This window comes from Pseudomonas sp. NPDC087803, assembly GCF_044742995.1.
GTDB lineage: Bacteria > Pseudomonadota > Gammaproteobacteria > Pseudomonadales > Pseudomonadaceae > Aquipseudomonas.
Genome location: NZ_JBIUVO010000014.1, coordinates 40,270 through 60,666, shown reverse-complemented (window position 1 = coordinate 60,666; position 20,397 = coordinate 40,270). Strand labels below are relative to the sequence as shown.

17 protein-coding genes are annotated in these 20,397 nt (G+C 60.6%); 6 read left to right on the top strand and 11 right to left on the bottom strand.

From position 1 onward, the window contains the following. Positions 1–42: 42 nt before the first annotated feature. Positions 43–1,137, top strand: a complete 1,095-nt coding sequence (locus ACIOUG_RS11120; RefSeq protein WP_401065270.1) for a catalase family peroxidase — start codon at positions 43–45, stop codon at positions 1,135–1,137. After that, positions 1,134–1,679 carry a cytochrome b gene (locus tag ACIOUG_RS11115; RefSeq protein ID WP_401065267.1) on the top strand — a complete coding sequence of 182 codons (546 nt, stop codon included), beginning with the start codon at positions 1,134–1,136 and terminating at the stop codon, positions 1,677–1,679. Before ACIOUG_RS11120 ends, ACIOUG_RS11115 begins: the two co-directional genes overlap by 4 nt. A gap of 69 nt (positions 1,680–1,748) precedes the next feature. Here ACIOUG_RS11115 and ACIOUG_RS11110 read toward each other — a convergent pair whose 3' ends face one another. Both ACIOUG_RS11110 and ACIOUG_RS11105 read right to left on the bottom strand, forming a co-directional pair. Then, complete coding sequence (locus ACIOUG_RS11110; RefSeq protein WP_401065265.1) at positions 1,749–2,900, bottom strand: M14-type cytosolic carboxypeptidase; 1,152 nt, start codon at positions 2,898–2,900, stop codon at positions 1,749–1,751. Positions 2,901–3,380: 480 nt separating this feature from the next. Next, positions 3,381–3,719, bottom strand: a complete 339-nt coding sequence (locus ACIOUG_RS11105) for a DUF6124 family protein (protein WP_401065262.1) — start codon at positions 3,717–3,719, stop codon at positions 3,381–3,383. 131 nt (positions 3,720–3,850) lie between these two features. On the opposite strand from ACIOUG_RS11105, the gene ACIOUG_RS11100 reads away from it, so the two are divergent. Next, entirely contained in the window at positions 3,851–4,510 is a 660-nt protein-coding gene (locus tag ACIOUG_RS11100) for a LexA family protein (RefSeq protein ID WP_401065259.1), read from the top strand. A 38-nt stretch (positions 4,511–4,548) separates the two neighbouring features. On the opposite strand, the gene ACIOUG_RS11095 is transcribed toward ACIOUG_RS11100, so the two are convergent. From ACIOUG_RS11095 to ACIOUG_RS11080, 4 genes are all read right to left on the bottom strand, one after another. Further along, positions 4,549–6,498, bottom strand: a complete 1,950-nt coding sequence (locus tag ACIOUG_RS11095; RefSeq protein ID WP_401065257.1) for an acetyl/propionyl/methylcrotonyl-CoA carboxylase subunit alpha — start codon at positions 6,496–6,498, stop codon at positions 4,549–4,551. Then, the gene (locus ACIOUG_RS11090; protein WP_401065255.1) at positions 6,498–7,313 is read right to left on the bottom strand and encodes a gamma-carboxygeranoyl-CoA hydratase; all 816 of its coding nucleotides are present in this window, start codon (positions 7,311–7,313) and stop codon (positions 6,498–6,500) included. Before ACIOUG_RS11090 ends, ACIOUG_RS11095 begins: the two co-directional genes overlap by 1 nt. A gap of 119 nt (positions 7,314–7,432) precedes the next feature. Continuing rightward, entirely contained in the window at positions 7,433–9,040 is a 1,608-nt protein-coding gene (locus tag ACIOUG_RS11085) for a carboxyl transferase domain-containing protein (RefSeq protein ID WP_401065253.1), read from the bottom strand. Positions 9,041–9,052: 12 nt separating this feature from the next. Continuing rightward, positions 9,053–10,216: an isovaleryl-CoA dehydrogenase gene (locus ACIOUG_RS11080; RefSeq protein ID WP_401065250.1), complete on the bottom strand. Its 1,164-nt coding sequence runs from the start codon at positions 10,214–10,216 to the stop codon at positions 9,053–9,055. A gap of 299 nt (positions 10,217–10,515) precedes the next feature. On the opposite strand from ACIOUG_RS11080, the gene ACIOUG_RS11075 reads away from it, so the two are divergent. Then, positions 10,516–12,213: an AMP-binding protein gene (locus ACIOUG_RS11075; RefSeq protein ID WP_401065248.1), complete on the top strand. Its 1,698-nt coding sequence runs from the start codon at positions 10,516–10,518 to the stop codon at positions 12,211–12,213. A 668-nt stretch (positions 12,214–12,881) separates the two neighbouring features. On the opposite strand, the gene ACIOUG_RS11070 is transcribed toward ACIOUG_RS11075, so the two are convergent. From ACIOUG_RS11070 to ACIOUG_RS11060, 3 genes are all read right to left on the bottom strand, one after another. Beyond that, a complete protein-coding gene (locus ACIOUG_RS11070; RefSeq protein ID WP_401065246.1) occupies positions 12,882–13,781 on the bottom strand; it encodes a hydroxymethylglutaryl-CoA lyase in 900 nt (299 codons plus the stop codon). Between the two features lie 147 nt (positions 13,782–13,928). Next, positions 13,929–14,330 (bottom strand): MerR family DNA-binding transcriptional regulator, encoded by a 402-nt coding sequence (locus tag ACIOUG_RS11065; protein WP_003223708.1) that lies wholly within the window; start codon positions 14,328–14,330, stop codon positions 13,929–13,931. Positions 14,331–14,527: 197 nt separating this feature from the next. Further along, positions 14,528–15,457 carry a LysR family transcriptional regulator gene (locus ACIOUG_RS11060; RefSeq protein ID WP_401065243.1) on the bottom strand — a complete coding sequence of 310 codons (930 nt, stop codon included), beginning with the start codon at positions 15,455–15,457 and terminating at the stop codon, positions 14,528–14,530. Positions 15,458–15,614: 157 nt separating this feature from the next. Here ACIOUG_RS11060 and ACIOUG_RS11055 point away from each other — a divergent pair, with 157 nt between their 5' ends. Then, positions 15,615–16,844, top strand: coding sequence for an acyl-CoA dehydrogenase (locus tag ACIOUG_RS11055; RefSeq protein WP_401065240.1), 1,230 nt, complete (start codon positions 15,615–15,617; stop codon positions 16,842–16,844). Positions 16,845–16,989: 145 nt separating this feature from the next. Here ACIOUG_RS11055 and ACIOUG_RS11050 read toward each other — a convergent pair whose 3' ends face one another. Beyond that, the gene (locus tag ACIOUG_RS11050; protein ID WP_401065238.1) at positions 16,990–18,324 is read right to left on the bottom strand and encodes a substrate-binding domain-containing protein; all 1,335 of its coding nucleotides are present in this window, start codon (positions 18,322–18,324) and stop codon (positions 16,990–16,992) included. Positions 18,325–18,567: 243 nt separating this feature from the next. Then, positions 18,568–19,380, bottom strand: coding sequence for an exodeoxyribonuclease III (gene xthA / locus ACIOUG_RS11045; RefSeq protein WP_401065235.1), 813 nt, complete (start codon positions 19,378–19,380; stop codon positions 18,568–18,570). 300 nt (positions 19,381–19,680) lie between these two features. On the opposite strand from xthA, the gene ACIOUG_RS11040 reads away from it, so the two are divergent. Then, positions 19,681–20,331, top strand: a complete 651-nt coding sequence (locus ACIOUG_RS11040) for a GNAT family N-acetyltransferase (protein WP_401065233.1) — start codon at positions 19,681–19,683, stop codon at positions 20,329–20,331. Positions 20,332–20,397: the final 66 nt, after the last annotated feature.

Below are 20,397 nucleotides of genomic sequence, written 5' to 3'. Positions count from 1 at the left end.
GCTGATTCTTCCTACTTGTGGCCGATGGCCCTGGAGTTATTCATGGTTGATCGCACTTCTCCGCCGGGCAGGCCGCCGCGTCCGCCCTTGAGTGCCGCGAGCACAGTGTTGCGCCTGACGGCGATTGCCGTGGTCGTTGCCGCTGTCGCCGGGGCGTTTGCCTACGTGCACGGTAACCTTGACCCACAACGTCTGACGCCCAAGGCGCTGGTTGATGTGCTGGAGAAAAACAACGGCGTGCATCCCGGGTTTCGGCGCAACCATGCCAAGGGTGTGTGCGTGATCGGGCATTTCGAGAGCAGTGGCGAGGCGCGGGCGTTTTCTACGGCGCAGGTGTTCAACGAGGCGCAGACCCCGGTGGTCGGGCGCTTCGCCTTGCCAGCGGGGAATCCCTACGCGCCGGACAGCAGCGTGCCGATTCGCAGCCTGGCGCTGCGCTTCACCCAAGCCAACGGTCAGCAATGGCGCACCGGGATGAACAGCATGCCGGTGTTCCCGGTCGGCACTCCGGAGGCGTTCTATCAATTGCAGCAGGCGCAGTCGCCGGATCCGGCCACAGGTAAACCGGATCCGGCCAAAGTGCCGGCATTCTTTGCCGCCCACCCGGAAGCCGTGCCGTTTCTGACCTGGGTGAAGACCGCCAAACCGTCGGCCAGCTATGCCACCGAAACCTATAACAGCGTGAATGCGTTCTATCTGGTCAACGGCAGTGGCCAGAAGCAGGCGGTGCGCTGGAGTGTCACACCACTGGCGCGTGATGCGGCCGGAGCCTCGGCGCCGGAGGGTGCTGATTTTCTCGAGAAGGATCTGGTGCAGCGTCTGGCCGAAGGGCCGTTGCGCTGGCAGTTGAATATCACCTTGGCCAACCCCGGTGATCCGGTGAACGATGCCAGCAAAACCTGGCCCGAGGGCCGCAAGGTGATCAACGCCGGCACCCTGGTGCTGGAGAAGACCCAGCCGCAGCTCAGCGGTGAATGCCGCGACATCAACTACGATCCGCTGGTGCTGCCGGCCGGTATCGAAGGCTCTGAAGACCCGCTGCTCGCCGCACGCTCCGCCGGTTACGCCGATTCCTACTTGCGCCGTACCAGTGAAGTCAACCAATTGCCCGCCGCCCGTCAGGAGGCTCGCCCATGAGCACGCAACCGACTCATTTCGCGCTGTTGGCGCGGCTGCTGCACTGGCTGATGGCGCTGATGATCATCGCCATGTTGTTCATTGGCGCTGGCATGGTCACTTCGGTTTCGCAGCGGCATGAATGGCTGATTCATCTGCACAAACCGCTGGGGATCGCGATTCTGCTGCTGGTGGTCGTGCGCCTGTTGGTGCGGTTTTCTACCCGCCAGCCACCTTTACCTGCCGATCTGCCGGGTTGGCAGGTAATGGCGGCCAAGGCTTCGCATGTGTTGTTGTACGCCTTGATGCTGGTGCTGCCGGTGCTCGGTTGGGCGATGATCAGTGCGTCGGGCGAGCCGGTGATGCTCAGCAGCACCTTGCAGTTGCCGTCGATTCTGCCGGCCGATGCGCAAGTGTTTGCCCTGCTGCGCAAGGCGCACGGCTATCTGGCGTATCTGCTGTTCCTGACCGTGCTGCTGCACCTGGCCGCAGCGTTGTTCCACGGTTGGGTGCGCCGCGACGAAGTGCTCGACAGCATGTTGCGTGGCCGTGATCGCAGTTAGCTCGCGCTGTTTGCGCAAAAAAAAGATCGCAGACAACGCTGCGATCTTTCAGGGGGAGCGGGGCGGGGATCAGCGCAGCGTGTCGACCATGTCGGCGATGGTGGTCAGCACGTCCTTGCCCAGCTGTTTGGAGCGCTTGCCTGACCAGCCGGTGAGCGGGTTCGGCGCGTCGTCGTGGTCCTTGAACGGCATTTCCAGGGTCAGCGCGAGACAGTCGTATTTCTGCCCGACAGCGTTGCAGGCCAGTGTCATGTTGGCCTGACCCGGTTCATCGCGGGTGTAGCCGTATTTGGTCTGGAAGTCTTTGGTGGTGTGCTTGAGGTGCGTGCAGAAATGCTCTTCGAGTTTCGCGATACGCGGCGTGTACCCCGGGTTGCCTTCGCTGCCGGCGGTGAACACGTGGGGGATTTCTTCATCGCCGTGTACGTCAATGAACAGGTCGACGCCGTACTTTTCCATCTGCTGCTGTACGAAAAGTACTTCAGGGCTGAGGTCCTGACTGGCGCTCTGCCAGGCGCGGTTCAAATCCTGGCCCATGGCGTTGGTGCGCAGATGGCCGTGGAAGGCACCGTCCGGGTTCATGTTCGGCACCAGATACAGATCGGCGCTGGCGAGCAGTGTGTTCAGCACCGGGTCGTCGTGGCGTTCCAGGCGTTCGATCACACCTTCCATGAACCATTCGGCCATGTGCTCGCCCGGGTGCTGTTGCGCGATGATCCAGATGTTGCGCCGGCCTTCGCCGCCGCTGCCTTTGCGCAGCAGTTGAATGTCACGGCCCTCGACGCTCTTGCCGGTGGCCAGCAGTTCGGTGCCGGCCTTGGTCAGCGCCTGCTCGATCAGCCAGTCATGACGACCGCGGCTGTAGGGTTCGAAGTAGGCGAACCAGGCATGGGTCTGCTCGGCTTCGAGGCAAAAGCGCAGGCTGTCGCCTTCAAAACTGGTGGGAATGCGGAACCAGTTGACGTGGTCGTAGGAAGCGACCGCCTGATAGCCGGTCCAGGCTTTGTTGTAGGAGGACTGGCTGGCATTGACCAGGCGAAACCAGTGTTCCTGATGAACATGCAAGCCGCTGGCCTTGAAGTGGAACCACTGAAAATGTGCGCTGCGGGTATCCGGGCGGATGGCCAGAACCGGGTTGAGCGGATTGGAGATGTCGATGACTTGGATGTTGCCGCTGTCGAAATTGGCACTGATGTCGAACGAAGATTTGGCCACGGTCATAATCGGTTCCTGAATATGATTCTTATGGCGGCTACTTTACACGCAAGACGCGGCTGAAACCGAGGGAAATTGCGGGTTGTAGTGGGGGCGTCTTCCATGACGCGCAAGCAGCTTAGAGACTGTGCAATTGATTCTCAAGTGCTAATTGTCATTAGTTTGCCCCAATGTGGCCGGGCTTCGCTTGCCAAGAGATATTCTTTTGATATTATCCGCGCCATCGAATTTGCAGCATCCAAAGACTTCATTAGCCTGAAGCCATAAGCCCGAAAAACGGGTAAAAAAAGACCCGGCAAAAAGCCGGGTCAAAAACCGTGATTAGCCTGATGAGGAGATAGTCCAGAAGACCGACCTAAGGTCTTTGGTCCATCGACTGATCTCGCGACCAGCTGCATGCAATAATAATCATTATCATTTGCAAGTCAAATGTTTTTATCTGCGCGATGGGGAAATTCTTTCCTGTCCGTCTGTATTCCTTGTTTGTCAGAGTTGTTCGCCATCAATCGAATGGTCGACCATCGCCCGCGCCATATCCACCATGTGTACCACCGAAAATGCCAGGTCACGGCTTGCGCCCTGCAGGTTTTCTGCTGCCTTGAGCGCGGTGGCGGCTGCGCAGCGCAGCAGATCCGAGGCGTGCACCAGGGCCTCTTCGCCACTGAGGTGGCGTTTCACATCGAAAAAACGCTCGTCAACCTCGGGTTCTGACACAGCTGGTTTCAAGTAATAGTCCAGTGCTCGCTGCGCTGCGGCGTTACCTTGGGGCGAAGTGAAGGTGGTGTCGATTTGCAGATCGGGCAAGTCTTTGCTGCTGATATTCATGGTCAAAGGTCACTCCTTGTTCGATTCAAAATCCGTGTCCGTAGAATAGTACGATGCGTAGTTGTGACCAGAATTTAAATACTACAATATGTGTTTTGTCGGCCGAAGGCGGGCCAAGTAAGGTGCCGCACATGGATAAATGGATTGAGTTGGTCAAGGCCAAGATGAGTGAACTCAAAATCACTCAAACAGAGCTCGGAGAGCGCGTCGGCATGTCCCAGGGCGGCATCGGCCATTGGCTGAACAAGCGTCGCGAACCGGGCGTCACGGAAATGAACCGCGTGTTGCAGGCGCTGGGCATGGAATTCCTGGAAGTGGTGCTGGTGATCCGCGAACCGCAGGAAACCGCGGATGACGAAATGCCCTTGGCGCAGAAGTACAACCCGTACTTCCGCTATCCGGTCAGCGACTGGCGCACGCCGTGTGAAGCTCGCGAGGGAGCGGCCACGGCCTACGCCCCGGCGCAGGACAAGCAGCGTTTCGAGCTGACGGATTATCACGCCCGTGGCGCAGCGTTCTGGTTGACGGTAGCGGGGGACTCGATGACCGCGCCCACGGGCCAGAGCATTGCCGAAGGCATGCTGATCCTGGTGGATCCGGAGGTGGAGGCGGTGCCCGGCAAACTGGTGATCGCCCAGTGGCAGGGCTGCGATGAAGCGATCTTTCGCAAGCTCGACGAAGAGGGCGGCCAGCGTTATCTGGTACCGCTCAATCCGACCTGGCCTAAAGCCCTGTTCACCGACGAGTGTCGGATCATCGGCGTGGTGGTTCAGGCCACGGCGCGATTCTAGTCAGACCGATCCTCGCAGAGCGCAGGATCGGTCCCTCATTACACAGCTTCCAGTTCAACCAGAGCGCTGCCTTCGCCGACCATTTCGCCTTCCTGGCAATACAGCGCTTTGATCACTCCGGCATGGGGCGCGCGAATGCTGTGCTCCATCTTCATCGCCTCCAGCACCACCAGTTGCGCGCCGGCCTCGACCGATTGCCCGGCCTCCACCAATACCCGCACGATGCTGCCGTTCATCGGCGCAGTCAGACCGCCCTGATGGCTGTGGCTGGCGTCGACGGCGCTGATCGGGTCGTACGTCTGAATGCGCCGCAACTCGCCGTCCCATTGCAGGTACAGCGAATCGCCCTGACGAATCGCACGCAAACTCCGGCGTACGCCGTTGTGTTCGACCACCAGTGCTTCACCGGACAGTGTGGCGTTGCCCGCGCTATTCAGCGTCAGCGCCCGATCCTGGCCCTCGCAGCTCAAGTGCAAAGTGATTTCCGTTGGCAGACCGGCGCGCAGACCACTGTTCAAAGCCCACGGCGAGCCCGGATCATCCGCCCGAACAGCGCCCGGCAAACTCTGTGCGAAAGCCTGTGCTGCGGTGTGCCAGAACTCATCGCTCAGCTCACCCTGGGCCGGCAGCAGTGTTTCCTGATAACGCGGAATAAACCCGGTATCCAGCTCAGCCGCGGCAAACGCCGGATGCGCGGTGATCCGCCGCAGGAAGTTGATGTTGGTCTTCAAGCCGCCAATCGCGAATTCATCGAGCATGCTCAACAAGCGCAGCCGCGCCTGCTCGCGATCTTCGCCCCAGGCAATCAGCTTGCCGAGCATCGGGTCGTAGAACGGCGATATTTCATCACCTTCCTCAACCCCGCTATCAACCCGCCGCCCCGGCCCTGCTGCCGATTCACGGTACAGCTCCAGACGTCCGGTGGCGGGCAGGAAATCATTCGACGGATCTTCGGCATACAGGCGTACTTCAATCGCATGGCCATTGAGCGGCACCTGATCCTGGGTGATCGGCAACGCTTCACCGCGCGCCACACGAATCTGCCACGCCACCAGATCGAGTCCGGTGATCGCCTCGGTGACCGGATGCTCGACCTGCAGGCGCGTATTCATCTCCATGAAGAAGAATTCGCCGCGCGCATCCAGCAGAAACTCCACGGTGCCGGCACCGACATAACCGATCGCCTGCGCCGAACGCACGGCCGCTTCGCCCATGGCGCGGCGCAGTTCCGGGGTCAGGCCCGGGGCCGGGGCTTCTTCGACAACTTTTTGGTGGCGGCGCTGAATCGAGCAGTCACGTTCGTTGAGGTACAGGCAGTTGCCGTGCTGGTCAGCGAACACTTGGATCTCCACGTGACGCGGCTTGAGCAGGTATTTCTCCACCAGCATCCGTGAATCGCCGAACGACGATTGCGCTTCACGCTGCGCCGAGGCCAGGGCTTCGGCCAACTGGCTGACGTCCTCGACCACTTTCATGCCTTTACCGCCGCCACCCGCCGTGGCCTTGAGCAGCACCGGATAACCAATGCGTTCGCAGGCATTGCGGAATGTATCGAGATCCTGCACCTCGCCGTGATAGCCCGGCACCAGCGGCACGCCGGCGGTTTCCATCAACGCCTTGGCTGCCGATTTGCTGCCCATCGCGTCGATGGCCGAGGCGGGCGGGCCGAGGAAAATCAGCCCGGCCTGTTCAATGGCGCGAGCGAATCCGGCGTTCTCCGACAGAAAGCCGTAACCCGGGTGAATCGCCTGCGCGCCGCTGGCCTTGGCCGCTGCGATCAGCTTGTCGATTTGCAGATAGCTGTCAGCGGCTTTGCTGCCACCGAGATCAACGCGGATATCCGCTTCGCGAGTGTGCCGCGCTTCGCGGTCGGTGGCGCTGTGCACGGCGACGGTGGTCAGGCCCAGCGCCTTGGCGGTACGCATCACCCGGCAAGCGATTTCGCCACGGTTGGCTACCAGCAGGGTGGTGAGAACAGGTGCGCTCATCAACGCGGCTCCTTGGTGGTGGTTGCGGCTTGCCAGCTCGGCGGACGTTTTTGCAGGAAGGCGCGCAAGCCTTCCTGGCCCTCAGGGCTGACGCGGATACGGGCGATGGCGTTTTCGGTGTAGCGACGCAAGGCCGGGGTCAGCGCGCCGTTGCCAACTTCGCGCAGCAGATCCTTGCTGGCGCGCATCGCGGCGGGGCTGTTGAGCAGCAGATTGTCGATCCAATGCTCGACCGCTTGATCGAGTTCGGCAGCCGGGTAGCTCTCGGACAACAAACCGATTTCCCGCGCACGCTGGCCGCCAAAGCGCTCGGCGGTCAGCGCATAACGACGTGCTGCACGTTCACCGATGGCCTGCACCACGAACGGACTGATCACCGCCGGCGCCAGGCCGATGCGTACTTCCGACAGACAGAATTGCGCATCGTCGGCACCGATCGCCATGTCGCAGCAACTGATCAGCCCCAATGCGCCACCGAACGCCGCGCCCTGGACCACGGCCAGGGTCGGGATTTTCAGCTTGGCGAGGTTGTACATCAGCTCTGCCAGTTCGCGGGCGTCGTCCAGGTTGGTGTGGTAATCGAGTTCGGCCGATTGCTGCATCCACGCCAGATCGGCGCCGGCGCTGAAGTGCCTGCCACGCCCGCGCACCAGCAGGAAACGCAGGCTGGCGTCGCTGGCAACCTTGTCCAGCGCCAGAATCAGTTCGCGGATCATTTCGGCGTTGAACGCGTTGTTCTTTTCCGCACGATTGAGCCACAGGGTGGCGAAACCCCGTGGGTCGTTGTGCAGTTCGAGGGTGTTGAAATCGCTCATATTCTTCCGTCTCCACGGTTTCTGTGGGAGCGGGCTTGCTCGCGAAGACGGTCTGTCAGTTGCGGATACGTCGACTGATACACCGCTTTCGCGAGCAAGCCCGCTCCCACAAAAAAGCATCACATCCGGAACACGCCGAAGCGGCTCGGTTCGATAGGCGCGTTCAACGACGCGGACAAGGCCAGACCGAGCACATCGCGGGTCTGCGCCGGGTCGATGACGCCGTCGTCCCACAGCCGTGCGCTGGAGTAGTAGGGGTGACCCTGCTCTTCGTACTGATCGAGGATCGGTTGCTTGATCTCGGCTTCCTGCACGGCGCTGAAGGCCTGGCCGCTGCGTTCGGCCTGCTCGCGCTTGACCTGCACCAGCACGCCCGCAGCCTGTTCGGCGCCCATCACGCCGATGCGCGCGTTCGGCCACATCCACAGGAAGCGCGGGTCGTACGCGCGGCCGCACATGCCGTAGTTACCGGCGCCGAAGCTGCCCCCGATGATCACGGTGAATTTCGGCACTTTGGCGCAGGCCACAGCGGTCACCAGTTTCGCGCCGTGCTTGGCGATGCCGCCGGCCTCGTATTTCTGGCCGACCATGAAGCCGGTGATGTTCTGCAGGAACAGCAGCGGAATGCCGCGCTGGCAGGCCAGTTCGATGAAGTGCGCGCCTTTCTGCGCGGCTTCGGCGAAGAGGATGCCGTTGTTGGCGAGGATCGCGATCGGGTAACCATGCAAGTGCGCAAAGCCGCAGACCAGCGTGGTGCCGAACAGCGCCTTGAATTCATCGAACACCGAACCGTCGACCAGCCGCGCAATCACTTCGCGCACATCGAACGGCTGCTTGGCGTCGGCCGACACCACGCCATACAACTCATCGCTGGCGTACAGCGGCGCAATCGGCGTGCGCTGCTGCACTTCGCCGAGCTTGCGCCAGTTGAGATTGGCGACGCTGCGGCGGGCGAGGGCGAGGGCGTGTTCGTCGCTCTCGGCGTAATGGTCGGCCACGCCGGAAATCTTGCAGTGCACGTCGGCACCGCCGAGGTCTTCAGCGCTGACCACTTCTCCGGTCGCGGCTTTTACCAACGGCGGGCCGGCGAGGAAGATTGTCGCCTGATTGCGCACCATGATCGCTTCGTCCGCCATCGCCGGCACATAGGCGCCGCCGGCGGTACAGGAGCCCATGACCACGGCGATCTGCGGAATGCCCATGGCGCTCATGTTGGCCTGGTTGAAGAAAATCCGGCCGAAGTGTTCGCGATCCGGAAACACTTCGTCCTGACGCGGCAGGTTGGCGCCGCCCGAGTCCACCAGATAGATGCACGGCAGGCGGTTCTGCTGGGCGATGGTCTGCGCGCGCAGGTGTTTTTTCACAGTCAGCGGGTAGTACGAGCCACCTTTCACCGTCGCGTCGTTGGCGACGATCATGCACTCGACGCCTTCGACACGGCCGATCCCGGCAATCACCCCGGCGGCCGGTACGTCTTCGCCATACACGGCGTGTGCGGCGAGCTGGCTGATCTCGAGAAACGGCGAGCCCGGATCGAGCAGCCGATTGATCCGCTCGCGCGGCAGCAGTTTGCCGCGCGAGGTGTGTCGTTCCTGGGCCTTCGCGCCGCCACCCTGGGCCACTTGGGCGAGCAGGGTGTGCAGGGCGTCGACCTGTTCAAGCATCGCCGCGCTGTTGGCGGCGAACTCCGCTGAACGGGGGTTGAGCTGGGTATGCAGGATAGCCATGTGCAGCTCCGTTTAGCGGGTTTCATTGAACAGTTCGCGGCCGATCAGCATGCGCCGGATCTCACTGGTGCCCGCGCCGATTTCGTACAGCTTGGCGTCACGCAGCAAGCGCCCAGCGGGGAATTCGTTGATGTAGCCGTTACCGCCGAGAATCTGGATCGCATCGAGGGCCATTTGTGTGGCGCGCTCGGCGGTGTAGAGGATCACCCCGGCGGCGTCCTTGCGCGTGGTTTCGCCGCGCTCGCAAGCCTGAGCGACTGCGTACAGGTAGGCGCGGCTGGCGTTGAGCTGGGTGTACATGTCGGCGACTTTGCCCTGGATCAGCTGGAATTCGCCGATGCTCTGGCCGAACTGCTTGCGATCGTGGATGTACGGCACGATCAGGTCCATGCACGACTGCATGATCCCGGTCGGGCCGCCGGACAGTACGACGCGCTCGTAATCGAGGCCGCTCATCAGCACTTTCACGCCGCCGTTGAGTACGCCGAGTATGTTTTCTTCCGGGACTTCGACGTCATCGAAAAACAGCTCGCAAGTGTTGGAACCGCGCATGCCGAGCTTGTCGAACTTGTTGCTGCGGCTGAAGCCTTTCCAGTCGCGCTCGACGATGAACGCAGTGATGCCGTGCGGGCCTTTTTCCAGGTCGGTCTTGGCGTAGATCACGTAGGTGTTGGCGTCAGGGCCGTTGGTGATCCAGGTCTTGCTGCCGTTGAGGACGAAGCGGTCGCCGCGTTTGTCGGCGCGCAATTTCATCGAAACCACGTCGGAACCGGCGTTTGGCTCACTCATGGCGAGGGCGCCGACGTGTTCGCCGCTGATCAATTGCGGCAGGTATTTGCTTTTCTGTTCGTGGTTGCCATTACGGTTGATCTGGTTGACGCAGAGGTTGGAGTGCGCGCCGTAGGACAGCGCCACCGACGCCGAGCCGCGACTGATTTCTTCCATCGCCACCACGTGCGCCAGGTAACCCAGACCCGCACCGCCGTACTCTTCCGGCACGGTGATACCCAGCAGGCCCATGTCACCGAATTTGCGCCACATGTCGGCAGGGAACAGGTTGTCGCGGTCGATCTGCGCAGCGCGTGGGGCGATCTGATCGGCGACGAAGGACTGAACCTGATCGCGCAGCATGTCGATGGTTTCACCGAGGGCGAAGTTCAGGGATGGGTAGCTCATGGGGCACCTTTTGGCTTTTTTGTAGGGTGGGGAGGGCGCTCGATCAGCTCTCACCTTTACGTTAACGTAAGCTTGTGACGATTGGCTGTCAATCACCCTTTACGTTAACGTCAACTTGGGCGAGAGTAGGGGCAGTTCAGGATTGAAAGCGGAGTGCTTTTGGTGGGAGCGGGCTTGCTCGCGAATGCAGTGTGTCAGCCTATACATCTGGCGACTGATCCTCCCCATTCGCGAGCAAGCCCGCTCCCACCCGAAGCAAAATCCCGGTAAACCCACTAATAAAGACAATAGGGGTCGTCATGGATCAACCCAGTGCAAACCCGCAGCGCAGCTATACCCGAGGCTCCCAGGACAAAGCCTTGCTGGCGATGACCATCGGGCAGAAGTTCGACCAGACTGTCGCGCAACACCCGAACGGCGAGGCGCTGGTCGTACGTCACCAGCTATTGCGCTACACCTGGCAACAACTGGCCGATAGCGTCGATCTGCACGCCAGAGCCCTGCTGGCGCTGGGTTTGCAGACGGGTGATCGGCTCGGCATCTGGGCACCCAACTGTGCGCAGTGGTGCATCACGCAAATCGCCACGGCGAAGATCGGCGTGATTCTGGTCAACATCAACCCGGCCTACCGCAGCTCCGAACTGGAATACGTGCTCAAGCAGTCCGGTTGCCAGTGGCTGGTCTGTGCCGGGGCATTCAAATCCTCCGACTACCACGCCATGTTGCAAGGGCTGATGCCGGAACTTGCCGAGCAATCCATCGGCCAGTTGCGCAGCGAACGTCTGCCGGATTTGCGCGGGGTGATCAGCCTCGACGCACAGCCGCCGTCGGGCTTCCTGCCGTGGTCGCAACTGGCCGATCTGGCGACCGGCGTCTCGGCCGAACAATTGCGCGAACGCAGCGACAGCCTGCACTTCGACCAACCGGTGAACATCCAGTACACCTCCGGCACCACCGGTTTCCCCAAGGGCGCGACCCTCAGTCACTACAACATCCTCAACAACGGTTACATGGTCGGCGAAAGCATCGGCCTGACCCCGAGCGACCGGCTGGTGATCCCGGTGCCGCTGTATCACTGCTTCGGCATGGTCATGGGCAACCTCGGCTGCATCACTCACGCCAGCACCATGATTTATCCCAACGACGCATTCGACCCGTTACTGACCCTGCAAACCGTCGCCGCAGAACAAGCCACCGGCCTGTACGGTGTGCCGACCATGTTCATTGCCATGCTCGATCAACCGCTGCGCGGCGAATTCGATCTGTCGAGCCTGCGCACCGGGATCATGGCCGGCGCGACTTGTCCGATCGAAGTCATGCGCCGGGTCATCAGCGAGATGCACATGAGCGAAGTGCAGATCGCCTACGGCATGACCGAAACCAGCCCGGTGTCGCTGCAGACCGGGCCCAACGATGAACTGGAACTGCGCGTGACCACCGTCGGCCGTACTCAGCCGCAACTGGAAAGCAAGATCATCGACGAGGCGGGCAAGTTGGTGCCGCGCGGCACCATTGGCGAACTCTGTACTCGCGGTTACAGCGTGATGCTCGGTTACTGGAGCAACCCGCAAGCCACGGCCGAAGCCATCGACGAGGCCGGCTGGATGCACACCGGCGACCTGGCGAGCATGAACGATGAGGGTTACGTGAACATCGCCGGGCGCAACAAGGACATGATCATCCGTGGGGGCGAAAACATTTATCCGCGCGAGCTGGAGGAGTTTTTCTTCACCCACCCGGCGGTGGCGGACGTGCAGGTGATCGGCATTCCGTGCGCGCGTTACGGTGAGGAGATTGTCGCCTGGATCAAATTCCACCCCGGTCACAATGCTTCCGAGCTGGAACTGCAAACCTGGTGCAAGGAACGCATTGCGCACTTCAAGACGCCACGGCACTTCAAGTTCGTCGAAGAGTTTCCGATGACGGTGACGGGGAAGATCCAGAAATTCCGGATGCGTGAGATCAGTATCGAAGAACTCCGCGAAAAGCAGGCCTGACAACGATCAAATGTAGGAGTGAGCCTGCTCGCGATAGCGGTGTATCAGTCAATATTTGCATCGACTGACACACCGCTATCGCGAGCAGGCTCACTCCCACAAGGGATCGGCGGGGAATTCATAAATCACAGAAAGCACAAAGGGGAGCCGAAGCTCCCCTTTAATTTTGTCGTCGCGTGCTCTTTTTTATTATTGAGGGGCGGTCTGTTGTTGTTTTTGGCAACCGTGGCCCTTTACCGCTGTTTTTGGCGACCCCCATCCGGGGTCAAGAGCAAACGTATTTTTTTGAGCGCTGATCTGCTTTCTCGTTAAACGATCCAACCGATTCGGGAGCTACCTGAAGGTAGTTTTATTGTTCTCTGCCCGGTTGCGGGTCACTCCTGAGAGCACCCTGAAAAGCACATCTTCTCCAAAAAAATCTGTTAGCTGCGTCTCTGCCGTGTTGTTTTTGTTATGTCAGAGTCGGTACGTCTTATTTTTATTGGTTTGCTGCTTTTTATTCTTGTTATGCCATAGAGATAGCAGAAGCCGTGCCAACTTTTTAAAACCCTTGTAAATCAATGGTTTGAGGTTTTTGCAGGATTTTTCCTTCAGGGCAAACCAGACAATTTGTTTCCGTGTTACTCGACTACGCCCACGTTTCAGACACAGCGGTAACACCTTTGCCCTCACTGTGCGTTACGGGCCTTGGCCACTCGCGAACCGCTCGGGCGACCGAGCACCGCGCTGATCTGCTGACCCGCCGCAATCAAGGCATCCAGGTCGATACCGGTCTTGATGCCCAAGCCGTTGAGCAGGTACACCACGTCTTCGGTGGCGACGTTACCGCTCGCGCCTTTGGCGTATGGGCAGCCGCCGAGGCCGGCGATAGAGCTGTCGAACACCGCGATGCCTTCCAACAGGCTGGCGTAGATGTTGGCCATCGCCTGGCCGTAGGTGTCGTGGAAGTGGCCAGCGAGTTTTTCCCGTGGCACTTGCGCCGACACCACTTCGAACAACCGCCGCGTGGCGCCTGCGGTGCCGGTGCCGATGGTGTCGCCGAGGGACACTTCGTAGCAGCCCATCGCATACAACTCGCGGGCGACCATCGCCACTTGCTCCGGCGCGACCTCACCTTCATAGGGGCAGCCGAGCACGCAGGACACGTAACCGCGCACGGTCACGCCGTGCTGTTTCGCCGCTTCCATGATCGGTGCGAAGCGCGCCAGGCTTTCGCTGATCGAGCAATTGATGTTGCGTTGCGAGAACGCCTCGGACGCCGCAGCGAACACTGCGACTTCTTTCACGCCGGCGGCCAGCGCGTCTTCAAAACCGCGCAGGTTCGGCGCCAGTGCGCCATAGGTCACGCCGGGCTTGCGCTGGATCTGCGCGAATACCTCGGCGGAGCCGGCCATCTGCGGCACCCATTTCGGGGAGACGAAACTGCCGACTTCGATATAACCCAAACCAGCCGCGCTCAGAGCGTCGACCAGTTGCACCTTGTCAGCGACGCTGATCGGCTGGGCTTCGTTCTGCAGGCCATCGCGCGGGCCGACTTCGATCAGGCGTACTTGGGAGGGGAGGGACATGGGTTGACCTGCTCATTTTCGGAATTACATGAGGTCCCTGTGGGAGCGGGCTTGCTCGCGAAGGCGGTGTATCAGATACAAAATTTGTCGCCTGACACTCCGCCTTCGCGAGCAAGCCCGCTCCCACAGGGAATGAGTTGTGGCTGATTACTGCGCTATCTGCTGGCTCTTGAGCGTCTGCTCCAACGCCTGCACGCAGCGTTCTTCGGCAGTATCGAGTTCCAGTTTCATCTGTTCGATGTCGAGCAACTGCTGCTCGAGTTGTTCGCGGCGCTCGCTGATTTTCGCCAGCATGCTGTTGAGCTGTTTGGTGTTACCGCTGGACGGGTCGTACAGCTCGATCAGCTCACGGCATTCGGCCAGCGAAAAACCGATGCGCTTGCCGCGCAGGATCAGCTTCAGGCTGACTTTGTCGCGGGGCGAGTAGATGCGTTCCTGGCCACGGCGCTCGGGGCTGAGCAGGCCTTGTTCTTCATAAAAGCGGATCGCCCGGGTGGTGATGTCCAGCTCGCGGGCGAGGTCGGAAATGCTGTAAGTCTGGCTGCTCATGAAAGCGCTCGAAAAAAGGTCTTGGAGCTAAGCTAATGGCAGGTTGACGTTTACGTCAAGGTTCAAAGTGTGTGGCGCGAGTGCTGGCCTCTTCGCGAGCAGGCTCGCTCCCACACTCGGTCGCGTTTCTTCAGATGGAACGCGATCAACTGTGGGAGCGAGCCTGCTCGCGAAGAACGATAACGCGGTTGCCAGCCTTACGCCTTATCGAGCTTCTTCTCATGCGCCGTCACCTGCTGGCACAACTCGATTATCTGCTCGCGCATCCAGCGGTTCGCCGGATCCTGATCGGTGCTCTCGTGCCAGTACAGGTGGGTCTCCACCGGGGGCACGTCGTTGACCGGCAGGTTGAACGCATGCAAGTCATTACGCCGGGCAAAACGCTCGGGCACGGTCATCACCATGTCGGTCTGCTGCATGACCTGCGACGCCATCAGGTAATGCTGCGAGCGCAGGGCGATCTTGCGCTGAATACCCATTTTGCCTAGCGCCAGATCCACGTAGCCCAGACCACTGCGGCGGCTGGAGATGTGGATATGGGTCAGCGACAGGTAATCGTCGAGGCTGAGTTTTTCCTTGCCCGCCAGCGGATGGCCCTTGCGCATCGCACAGACGTAGCGGTCTTCCATCAGCTTGACGTGGCGCACCTGCGGGTCAGTGTTGAGCGGCGCATCGACGGCGAAATCCAGACGCCCGGCAGCCAGTTCCTTGGTGGTCTCGCGGCGTTTGGACAGGAAACTCTCGATGATCACCGTCGGCGCCAGACGGCGCAAACGCTGGAACAGCGGCGGCAGAATCACCGCCTCAGTGAGGTCGGTCATGCTGATGCGGTAAGTCTTCACCGCTTGGGCCGGGTTGAAAATCCGGCTCTCCTGCACCGACACCCGCAGCAACGACAGCGCGTTGCGCACCGGGCCGATGATGTTCTGCGCCATCGGCGTCGGCACCATGCCCTGGGCGGTGCGCACAAACAGCGGATCGTTGAAGGTCTCGCGCAACCGCGCCAGCGCGTTGGACACCGCCGGCTGGGTGATCCCGACAATCTGCCCGGCGCGGGTCAAGTTGGCTTCGGTGTAGATCGCGTCGAAGACGATGAAAAGGTTGAGGTCGACCTTACTCAGATTCATAACGCGGCTTCTCTTGTTCTAGGGGCTGACGATCAGCGGATCATATATCGGTGATGAATGTTTATACACGCCGAGAATAGGCTAGGTAAATTATCAACGCTGTTCTAGCATCGAATGCATGATCTGAACAACCTCTGCCCATAGAAGGTAATTGCTCATGGATTTCGCTTATTCGCCCAAGGTGCAAGAACTGCGTGAGCGCGTGACCGCGTTCATGGACACCTACGTTTACCCGGCCGAAGCGGTGTTTGAACGCCAGGTTGCCGAGGGCGATCGCTGGCAGCCGACCGCGATCATGGAAGAGCTCAAGGCCAAGGCCAAGGCCGAAGGTTTGTGGAATCTGTTCCTGCCCGAGTCGGAACTCGGTGCGGGTCTGACCAACCTCGAATACGCACCGCTGGCGGAAATCATGGGCCGTTCGTTGCTCGGGCCAGAGCCGTTCAACTGCTCGGCACCGGACACCGGCAACATGGAAGTGCTGGTGCGCTATGCCAACGAAGAACAGAAACAGCGCTGGCTCGAACCGTTGCTGCGCGGCGAGATCCGCTCGGCGTTCGCCATGACCGAACCGGACGTGGCCTCGTCCGACGCCACCAACATGGCCGCCCGCGCCGTGCGTGATGGCGACGAGTGGGTGATCAACGGCAAAAAGTGGTGGACCTCCGGCGCCTGCGATCCGCGCTGCAAGATCCTGATCTTCATGGGCCTGAGCAACCCCGACGCACCGCGCCATGCCCAGCACTCGATGATCCTCGTGCCGGTTGACACCCCCGGGGTGAAAATCGTCCGCCCGCTGCCGGTGTTCGGCTACGACGATGCACCCCACGGTCACGCTGAAGTGCTGTTCGACAACGTGCGCGTGCCGTACGAAAACGTCCTGCTCGGTGAAGGACGCGGCTTCGAAATTGCTCAAGGCCGCCTCGGCCCAGGACGGATTCACCACTGCATGCGGTCGATCGGCATGGCCGAGCGTGCACTGGAATTGATGTGCAAACGCTCGGTCAGCCGCACCGCGTTCGGCAAACCGCTGGCGCGTCTGGGCGGTAACGTCGACAAGATTGCCGACTCGCGGATGGAAATCGACATGGCGCGCCTGCTGACGCTGAAAGCGGCGTACATGATGGACACCGTCGGTAACAAAGTGGCGAAGAGCGAGATCGCGCAGATCAAAGTCGTCGCACCGAACGTCGCCCTGCGGGTGATCGACCGGGCGATCCAGATGCACGGCGGGGCCGGGGTTTCGAACGATTTCCCGCTGGCCTACATGTACGCCATGCAACGCACCCTGCGCTTGGCCGACGGCCCGGACGAAGTGCACCGCGCGGCGATCGGCAAGTTCGAGATCGGCAAATATGTGCCGAAGGAAATGCTGCGTAGCGAGCGCTGATCCTAGACCAAGTTATCGTTCATCGCTGGCAAGCCAGCTCCCACAGGTTTGTTTGGTGTTCACAAACTTTGTGTTCACTGGAAATCTCTGTGGGAGCTGGCTTGCCAGCGATGACGTAAGCAGGTTCAACACATCAACATCAGGCTCAATACACCCAAACCTCAACCCGCCGATTCTTGATCCTGCCTTCATCCGCGCTGTTCGCCGCCACCGGCATCAACGCGCCAAACCCGCGCACCTCGCGCAGCACCACGCCGTTCTTCACCAGCTCGCGACGCACCGCCATCGCCCGCAACTTCGACAGCAGGTCGGCGCGGGCCGGATCGTCTTTCTCGTCGCCAAACCCCACCAGCGTCACCGCGCGCTCTGTCTTGCCGTGGCGCTGTATATAGTCGAGCACCCGCGCCAGATCCTGCCGTGCCTTGTTGTCGAGGCTGGCGCTGCCTTCCTCGAAGCGGAAGTTCACTGTCAGGCGCTGGGCGTGCCGGCTGAGAGATTGATAACCCTCTGGCATCAGCGCGTTCGGGGTGACGGTCATCGCGTGCACGGTCTGGCTGATGAAACCGTTGGCCGCAACAATCTTCTGGCCCTTTGGGCTTTGCGCAAATGCCACCAGTGCCGATGCCCAGGGATTCGGGCTGTTGGGCGGCAAGTAAAAGAACAAGCGCCGGGACAGCGGATAGTCCTCAGTGGCAATCAGACTGTTGAGCGGCAACATTGATTGCGAGGCACCGTCGGCAATTGCCACGGCTTTGGCCTGGCGCACATACGGCAGACCGATGAAACCGATGCCTTGCGGATCGCTGCTCACCGCGTCGGACAATTGCTCGCTGGATTCGAAGCGTTTCGCAGTGGAACTCAGACTTTTCCCACGACGATTCAGCACCAATTCCTTGAATGTGTCGTAGGTGCCGGACTGATCATCCCGCGCATATAAATGAATCGCACCGCCGCGCCCGCCGAGGTCTTCCCAGGTTTTCACCTCAGCGCTGAAGATCCGCGCCAGTTGCTCGGTGTCCAGTTGCTGCAGTGGGTTGCCGGGGTGAAGGATGATCGCCAGACCGTCGATGGCGATTACCTGCTCGGCGGTGGCGCTTTTCAGATCGCCAAGCGCTTGCAGGCTGAGCAGTTCGCTGTCCTTGATCGGGCGCGAGGAGGCGGCGAGGTCGGCACTGGCGCTTTTCAGCGCGGTGAACCCGGTGCTGGAACCGTGGGCGGCGACTTCCACCACCAGCCGTTTGCCTTGCGCGGTCTGGCCGACGATGTGTTGTTCGTTGGCGGTGTCGGGGTTTTCGCGGTGGACTTTCAGCAGCCCTTGTTCTTGCAGGAAACCTTCGACCAACGCCGGGCCGAGGTCGGCGCCGATGGTGTTGGACCCCTGAATGCGCAGCGCCGGGCCGTTTTCGGGGATGGGCAGGGCGGCGGCACTGACCGTCAGCCATGCACTCGACAGAAAAGCGAACAGAACACGCAGGGTCATGCCGGCACCGAATCAGGCCAAGGGGATTGCCGGGGAGATTAAGTCAGGTGCATGACCAAAACATGACAGTGATCCAATGGAAGAGTGAGGTGTGGTGAGGGGATTTATCCCCGATGGTTGGCGAAGCCGACCCAAAATCTTCATTTCGATCTACTAGAGACGACCGGGGCCGCTTCGCAACCCATCGGGGATAAATCCCCTCACCACAGGCTCACTCCTACAAGGCTCTCTTAAAGCTCGAGATCAGGCCAATTCAAGCCAGATCGGCGCATGATCCGACGGTTTCTCCATCCCGCGCAGTTCATAGTCCACGCCCGCATCCTTGACCCGTGGCAGCAAGCCATGGGACGCGAGGATCACGTCAATCCGCAGCCCGCGCTTGGGTTCGTCTTCAAACCCGCGGCTGCGATAGTCGAACCAGCTGAACATGTCGGTCACGTCCGGGTTCAGGTGGCGGTAGCTGTCGGTCAGGCCCCAGTTCTTCAGGCGGGCCATCCACTCGCGCTCTTCCGGCAGGAAGCTGCATTTGCCGGTTTTCAACCAGCGCTTCATGTTGTCCGGGCCGATGCCGATGTCGCAGTCTTCCGGGGAAATGTTCACATCGCCCATCACCACCAGCGGCTGCTCGTTGTGGAACTGGCTTTCCAGCAAGGTTTGCAGGTCGCTGTAAAAGCGTTGCTTGGCCGGGAATTTGGTCGGGTGGTCGCGGCTTTCGCCCTGCGGGAAGTAGCCGTTCATGATGGTCACCGGCACGCCATTGGCGTCGGCGAAGGTGCCCCAGATAAAGCGGCGCTGGGCGTCTTCTTCATCCGTGGCGAAGCCTTTGTGAATCGCGATCGGCTCTTTGCGCGAAAGCAGCGCGACGCCGTAATGGCCTTTCTGGCCGTGGAAATAAACGTGATAACCCAGCGTACGCACTTCTTCCAGCGGGAACTGGTCGTCGTGGACCTTGGTTTCCTGCAGGCCGATCACGTCCGGCTGATGCTTTTCGATCAGCGCTGCCAGCTGATGCGGACGGGCGCGCAGTCCGTTGATGTTGAAGGAAACAATCTTCATGGTCGGCAGTCCTGGCAAAAGGGCGATGCTAGCTGACATGTGGGATGGGGGCCAGTGTGGGGTGGGAGAAATCATTGTTGTCTGCCAGATAGATGTCGTCTGAACCGGCCTCTTCGCGAGCAAGCCCGCTCCCACAGGGGAATGCATTCCAAATGTGGGAGCGGGCTTGCTCGCGAAGGCGTCAGTTGAGTCGATGAAGAGTCTGGCTTGGGCTATACCTGTGGGGAACTGTGCCACCACCAAAAGGTTCGTACCAACAAGAGCGCAGTCATTTGAGCCGCGCCGGGGAGAATCATCGTCATGCCTGAAACCCAGACTGCCATCGCCGACATCCACATGCTCGACCGCGGTTACTCGCGCGAAGCCCGATCGCTGCTGTATCAGGCCTATCGCCACGAGCCGACCTTTGGTTATCTGTTCGAAGCCGAGCGCCCGGGCTACGAACAACGCGTGCGGGCCACGGTGCGTGAGTTGGTCAAACAGCATTTTTTGCAGGATCAGCCGGCCATCGGCCTGCTGGTCAACGACCGCCTGATCGGGATCGCCCTGATCGCACCGCCACAGCGCCGCCTGGGCATCACCGAAAGTTGGGCCTGGCGCCTGCGCATGGTGCTCAGCACCGGATTCCGCTGCACCCGGCGCTATCTGGAATACCACGATGCAGTGGCCGCCTGCGTGCCCAGCGACTCGGTGCACATGTTGCCGCTGCTGGGGATTCATCCGCAGTTTCAGGGCAAACACTTCGGCGAGCAGTTGCTGACGGCGGTGCACAACTGGTGCGCAGTGGACGAAACCTCGCAAGGCGTGGTGCTCGACACCGGCAACCCGCGTTACCTGGAATTCTATAAACGCCAAGGCTACGAAGAGATCGGTGAAGTCGCCGTCGGCCCGGTGCGCGAGCACGTGTTTTTCCACGCCAATCCGCAGGTGTTACAAACTGCAATGGCTTAGCCGTAGAACTTTTTCGGAAATTTCCTGTTCTATCACGCTCCCAAGCCCGTGATAGCATCCGCCCCT

What these genes read in the sequence shown, in the direction of transcription:
- ACIOUG_RS11070 (WP_401065246.1), bottom strand. Translation starts at nt 13,781, where the DNA reads ATGTCCCTCCCCTCCCAAGTACGCCTGATCGAAGTCGGCCCGCGCGAT.
- ACIOUG_RS11050 (WP_401065238.1), bottom strand. Translation starts at nt 18,324, where the DNA reads ATGACCCTGCGTGTTCTGTTCGCTTTTCTGTCGAGTGCATGGCTGACG.
- ACIOUG_RS11055 (WP_401065240.1), top strand. Translation starts at nt 15,615, where the DNA reads ATGGATTTCGCTTATTCGCCCAAGGTGCAAGAACTGCGTGAGCGCGTG.
- ACIOUG_RS11040 (WP_401065233.1), top strand. Translation starts at nt 19,681, where the DNA reads ATGCCTGAAACCCAGACTGCCATCGCCGACATCCACATGCTCGACCGC.
- ACIOUG_RS11105 (WP_401065262.1), bottom strand. Translation starts at nt 3,719, where the DNA reads ATGAATATCAGCAGCAAAGACTTGCCCGATCTGCAAATCGACACCACC.
- ACIOUG_RS11085 (WP_401065253.1), bottom strand. Translation starts at nt 9,040, where the DNA reads ATGGCTATCCTGCATACCCAGCTCAACCCCCGTTCAGCGGAGTTCGCC.
- ACIOUG_RS11110 (WP_401065265.1), bottom strand. Translation starts at nt 2,900, where the DNA reads ATGACCGTGGCCAAATCTTCGTTCGACATCAGTGCCAATTTCGACAGC.
- ACIOUG_RS11090 (WP_401065255.1), bottom strand. Translation starts at nt 7,313, where the DNA reads ATGAGCGATTTCAACACCCTCGAACTGCACAACGACCCACGGGGTTTC.
- ACIOUG_RS11095 (WP_401065257.1), bottom strand. Translation starts at nt 6,498, where the DNA reads ATGAGCGCACCTGTTCTCACCACCCTGCTGGTAGCCAACCGTGGCGAA.
- ACIOUG_RS11065 (WP_003223708.1), bottom strand. Translation starts at nt 14,330, where the DNA reads ATGAGCAGCCAGACTTACAGCATTTCCGACCTCGCCCGCGAGCTGGAC.
- xthA (WP_401065235.1), bottom strand. Translation starts at nt 19,380, where the DNA reads ATGAAGATTGTTTCCTTCAACATCAACGGACTGCGCGCCCGTCCGCAT.
- ACIOUG_RS11100 (WP_401065259.1), top strand. Translation starts at nt 3,851, where the DNA reads ATGGATAAATGGATTGAGTTGGTCAAGGCCAAGATGAGTGAACTCAAA.
- ACIOUG_RS11080 (WP_401065250.1), bottom strand. Translation starts at nt 10,216, where the DNA reads ATGAGCTACCCATCCCTGAACTTCGCCCTCGGTGAAACCATCGACATG.
- ACIOUG_RS11115 (WP_401065267.1), top strand. Translation starts at nt 1,134, where the DNA reads ATGAGCACGCAACCGACTCATTTCGCGCTGTTGGCGCGGCTGCTGCAC.
- ACIOUG_RS11060 (WP_401065243.1), bottom strand. Translation starts at nt 15,457, where the DNA reads ATGAATCTGAGTAAGGTCGACCTCAACCTTTTCATCGTCTTCGACGCG.
- ACIOUG_RS11075 (WP_401065248.1), top strand. Translation starts at nt 10,516, where the DNA reads ATGGATCAACCCAGTGCAAACCCGCAGCGCAGCTATACCCGAGGCTCC.
- ACIOUG_RS11120 (WP_401065270.1), top strand. Translation starts at nt 43, where the DNA reads ATGGTTGATCGCACTTCTCCGCCGGGCAGGCCGCCGCGTCCGCCCTTG.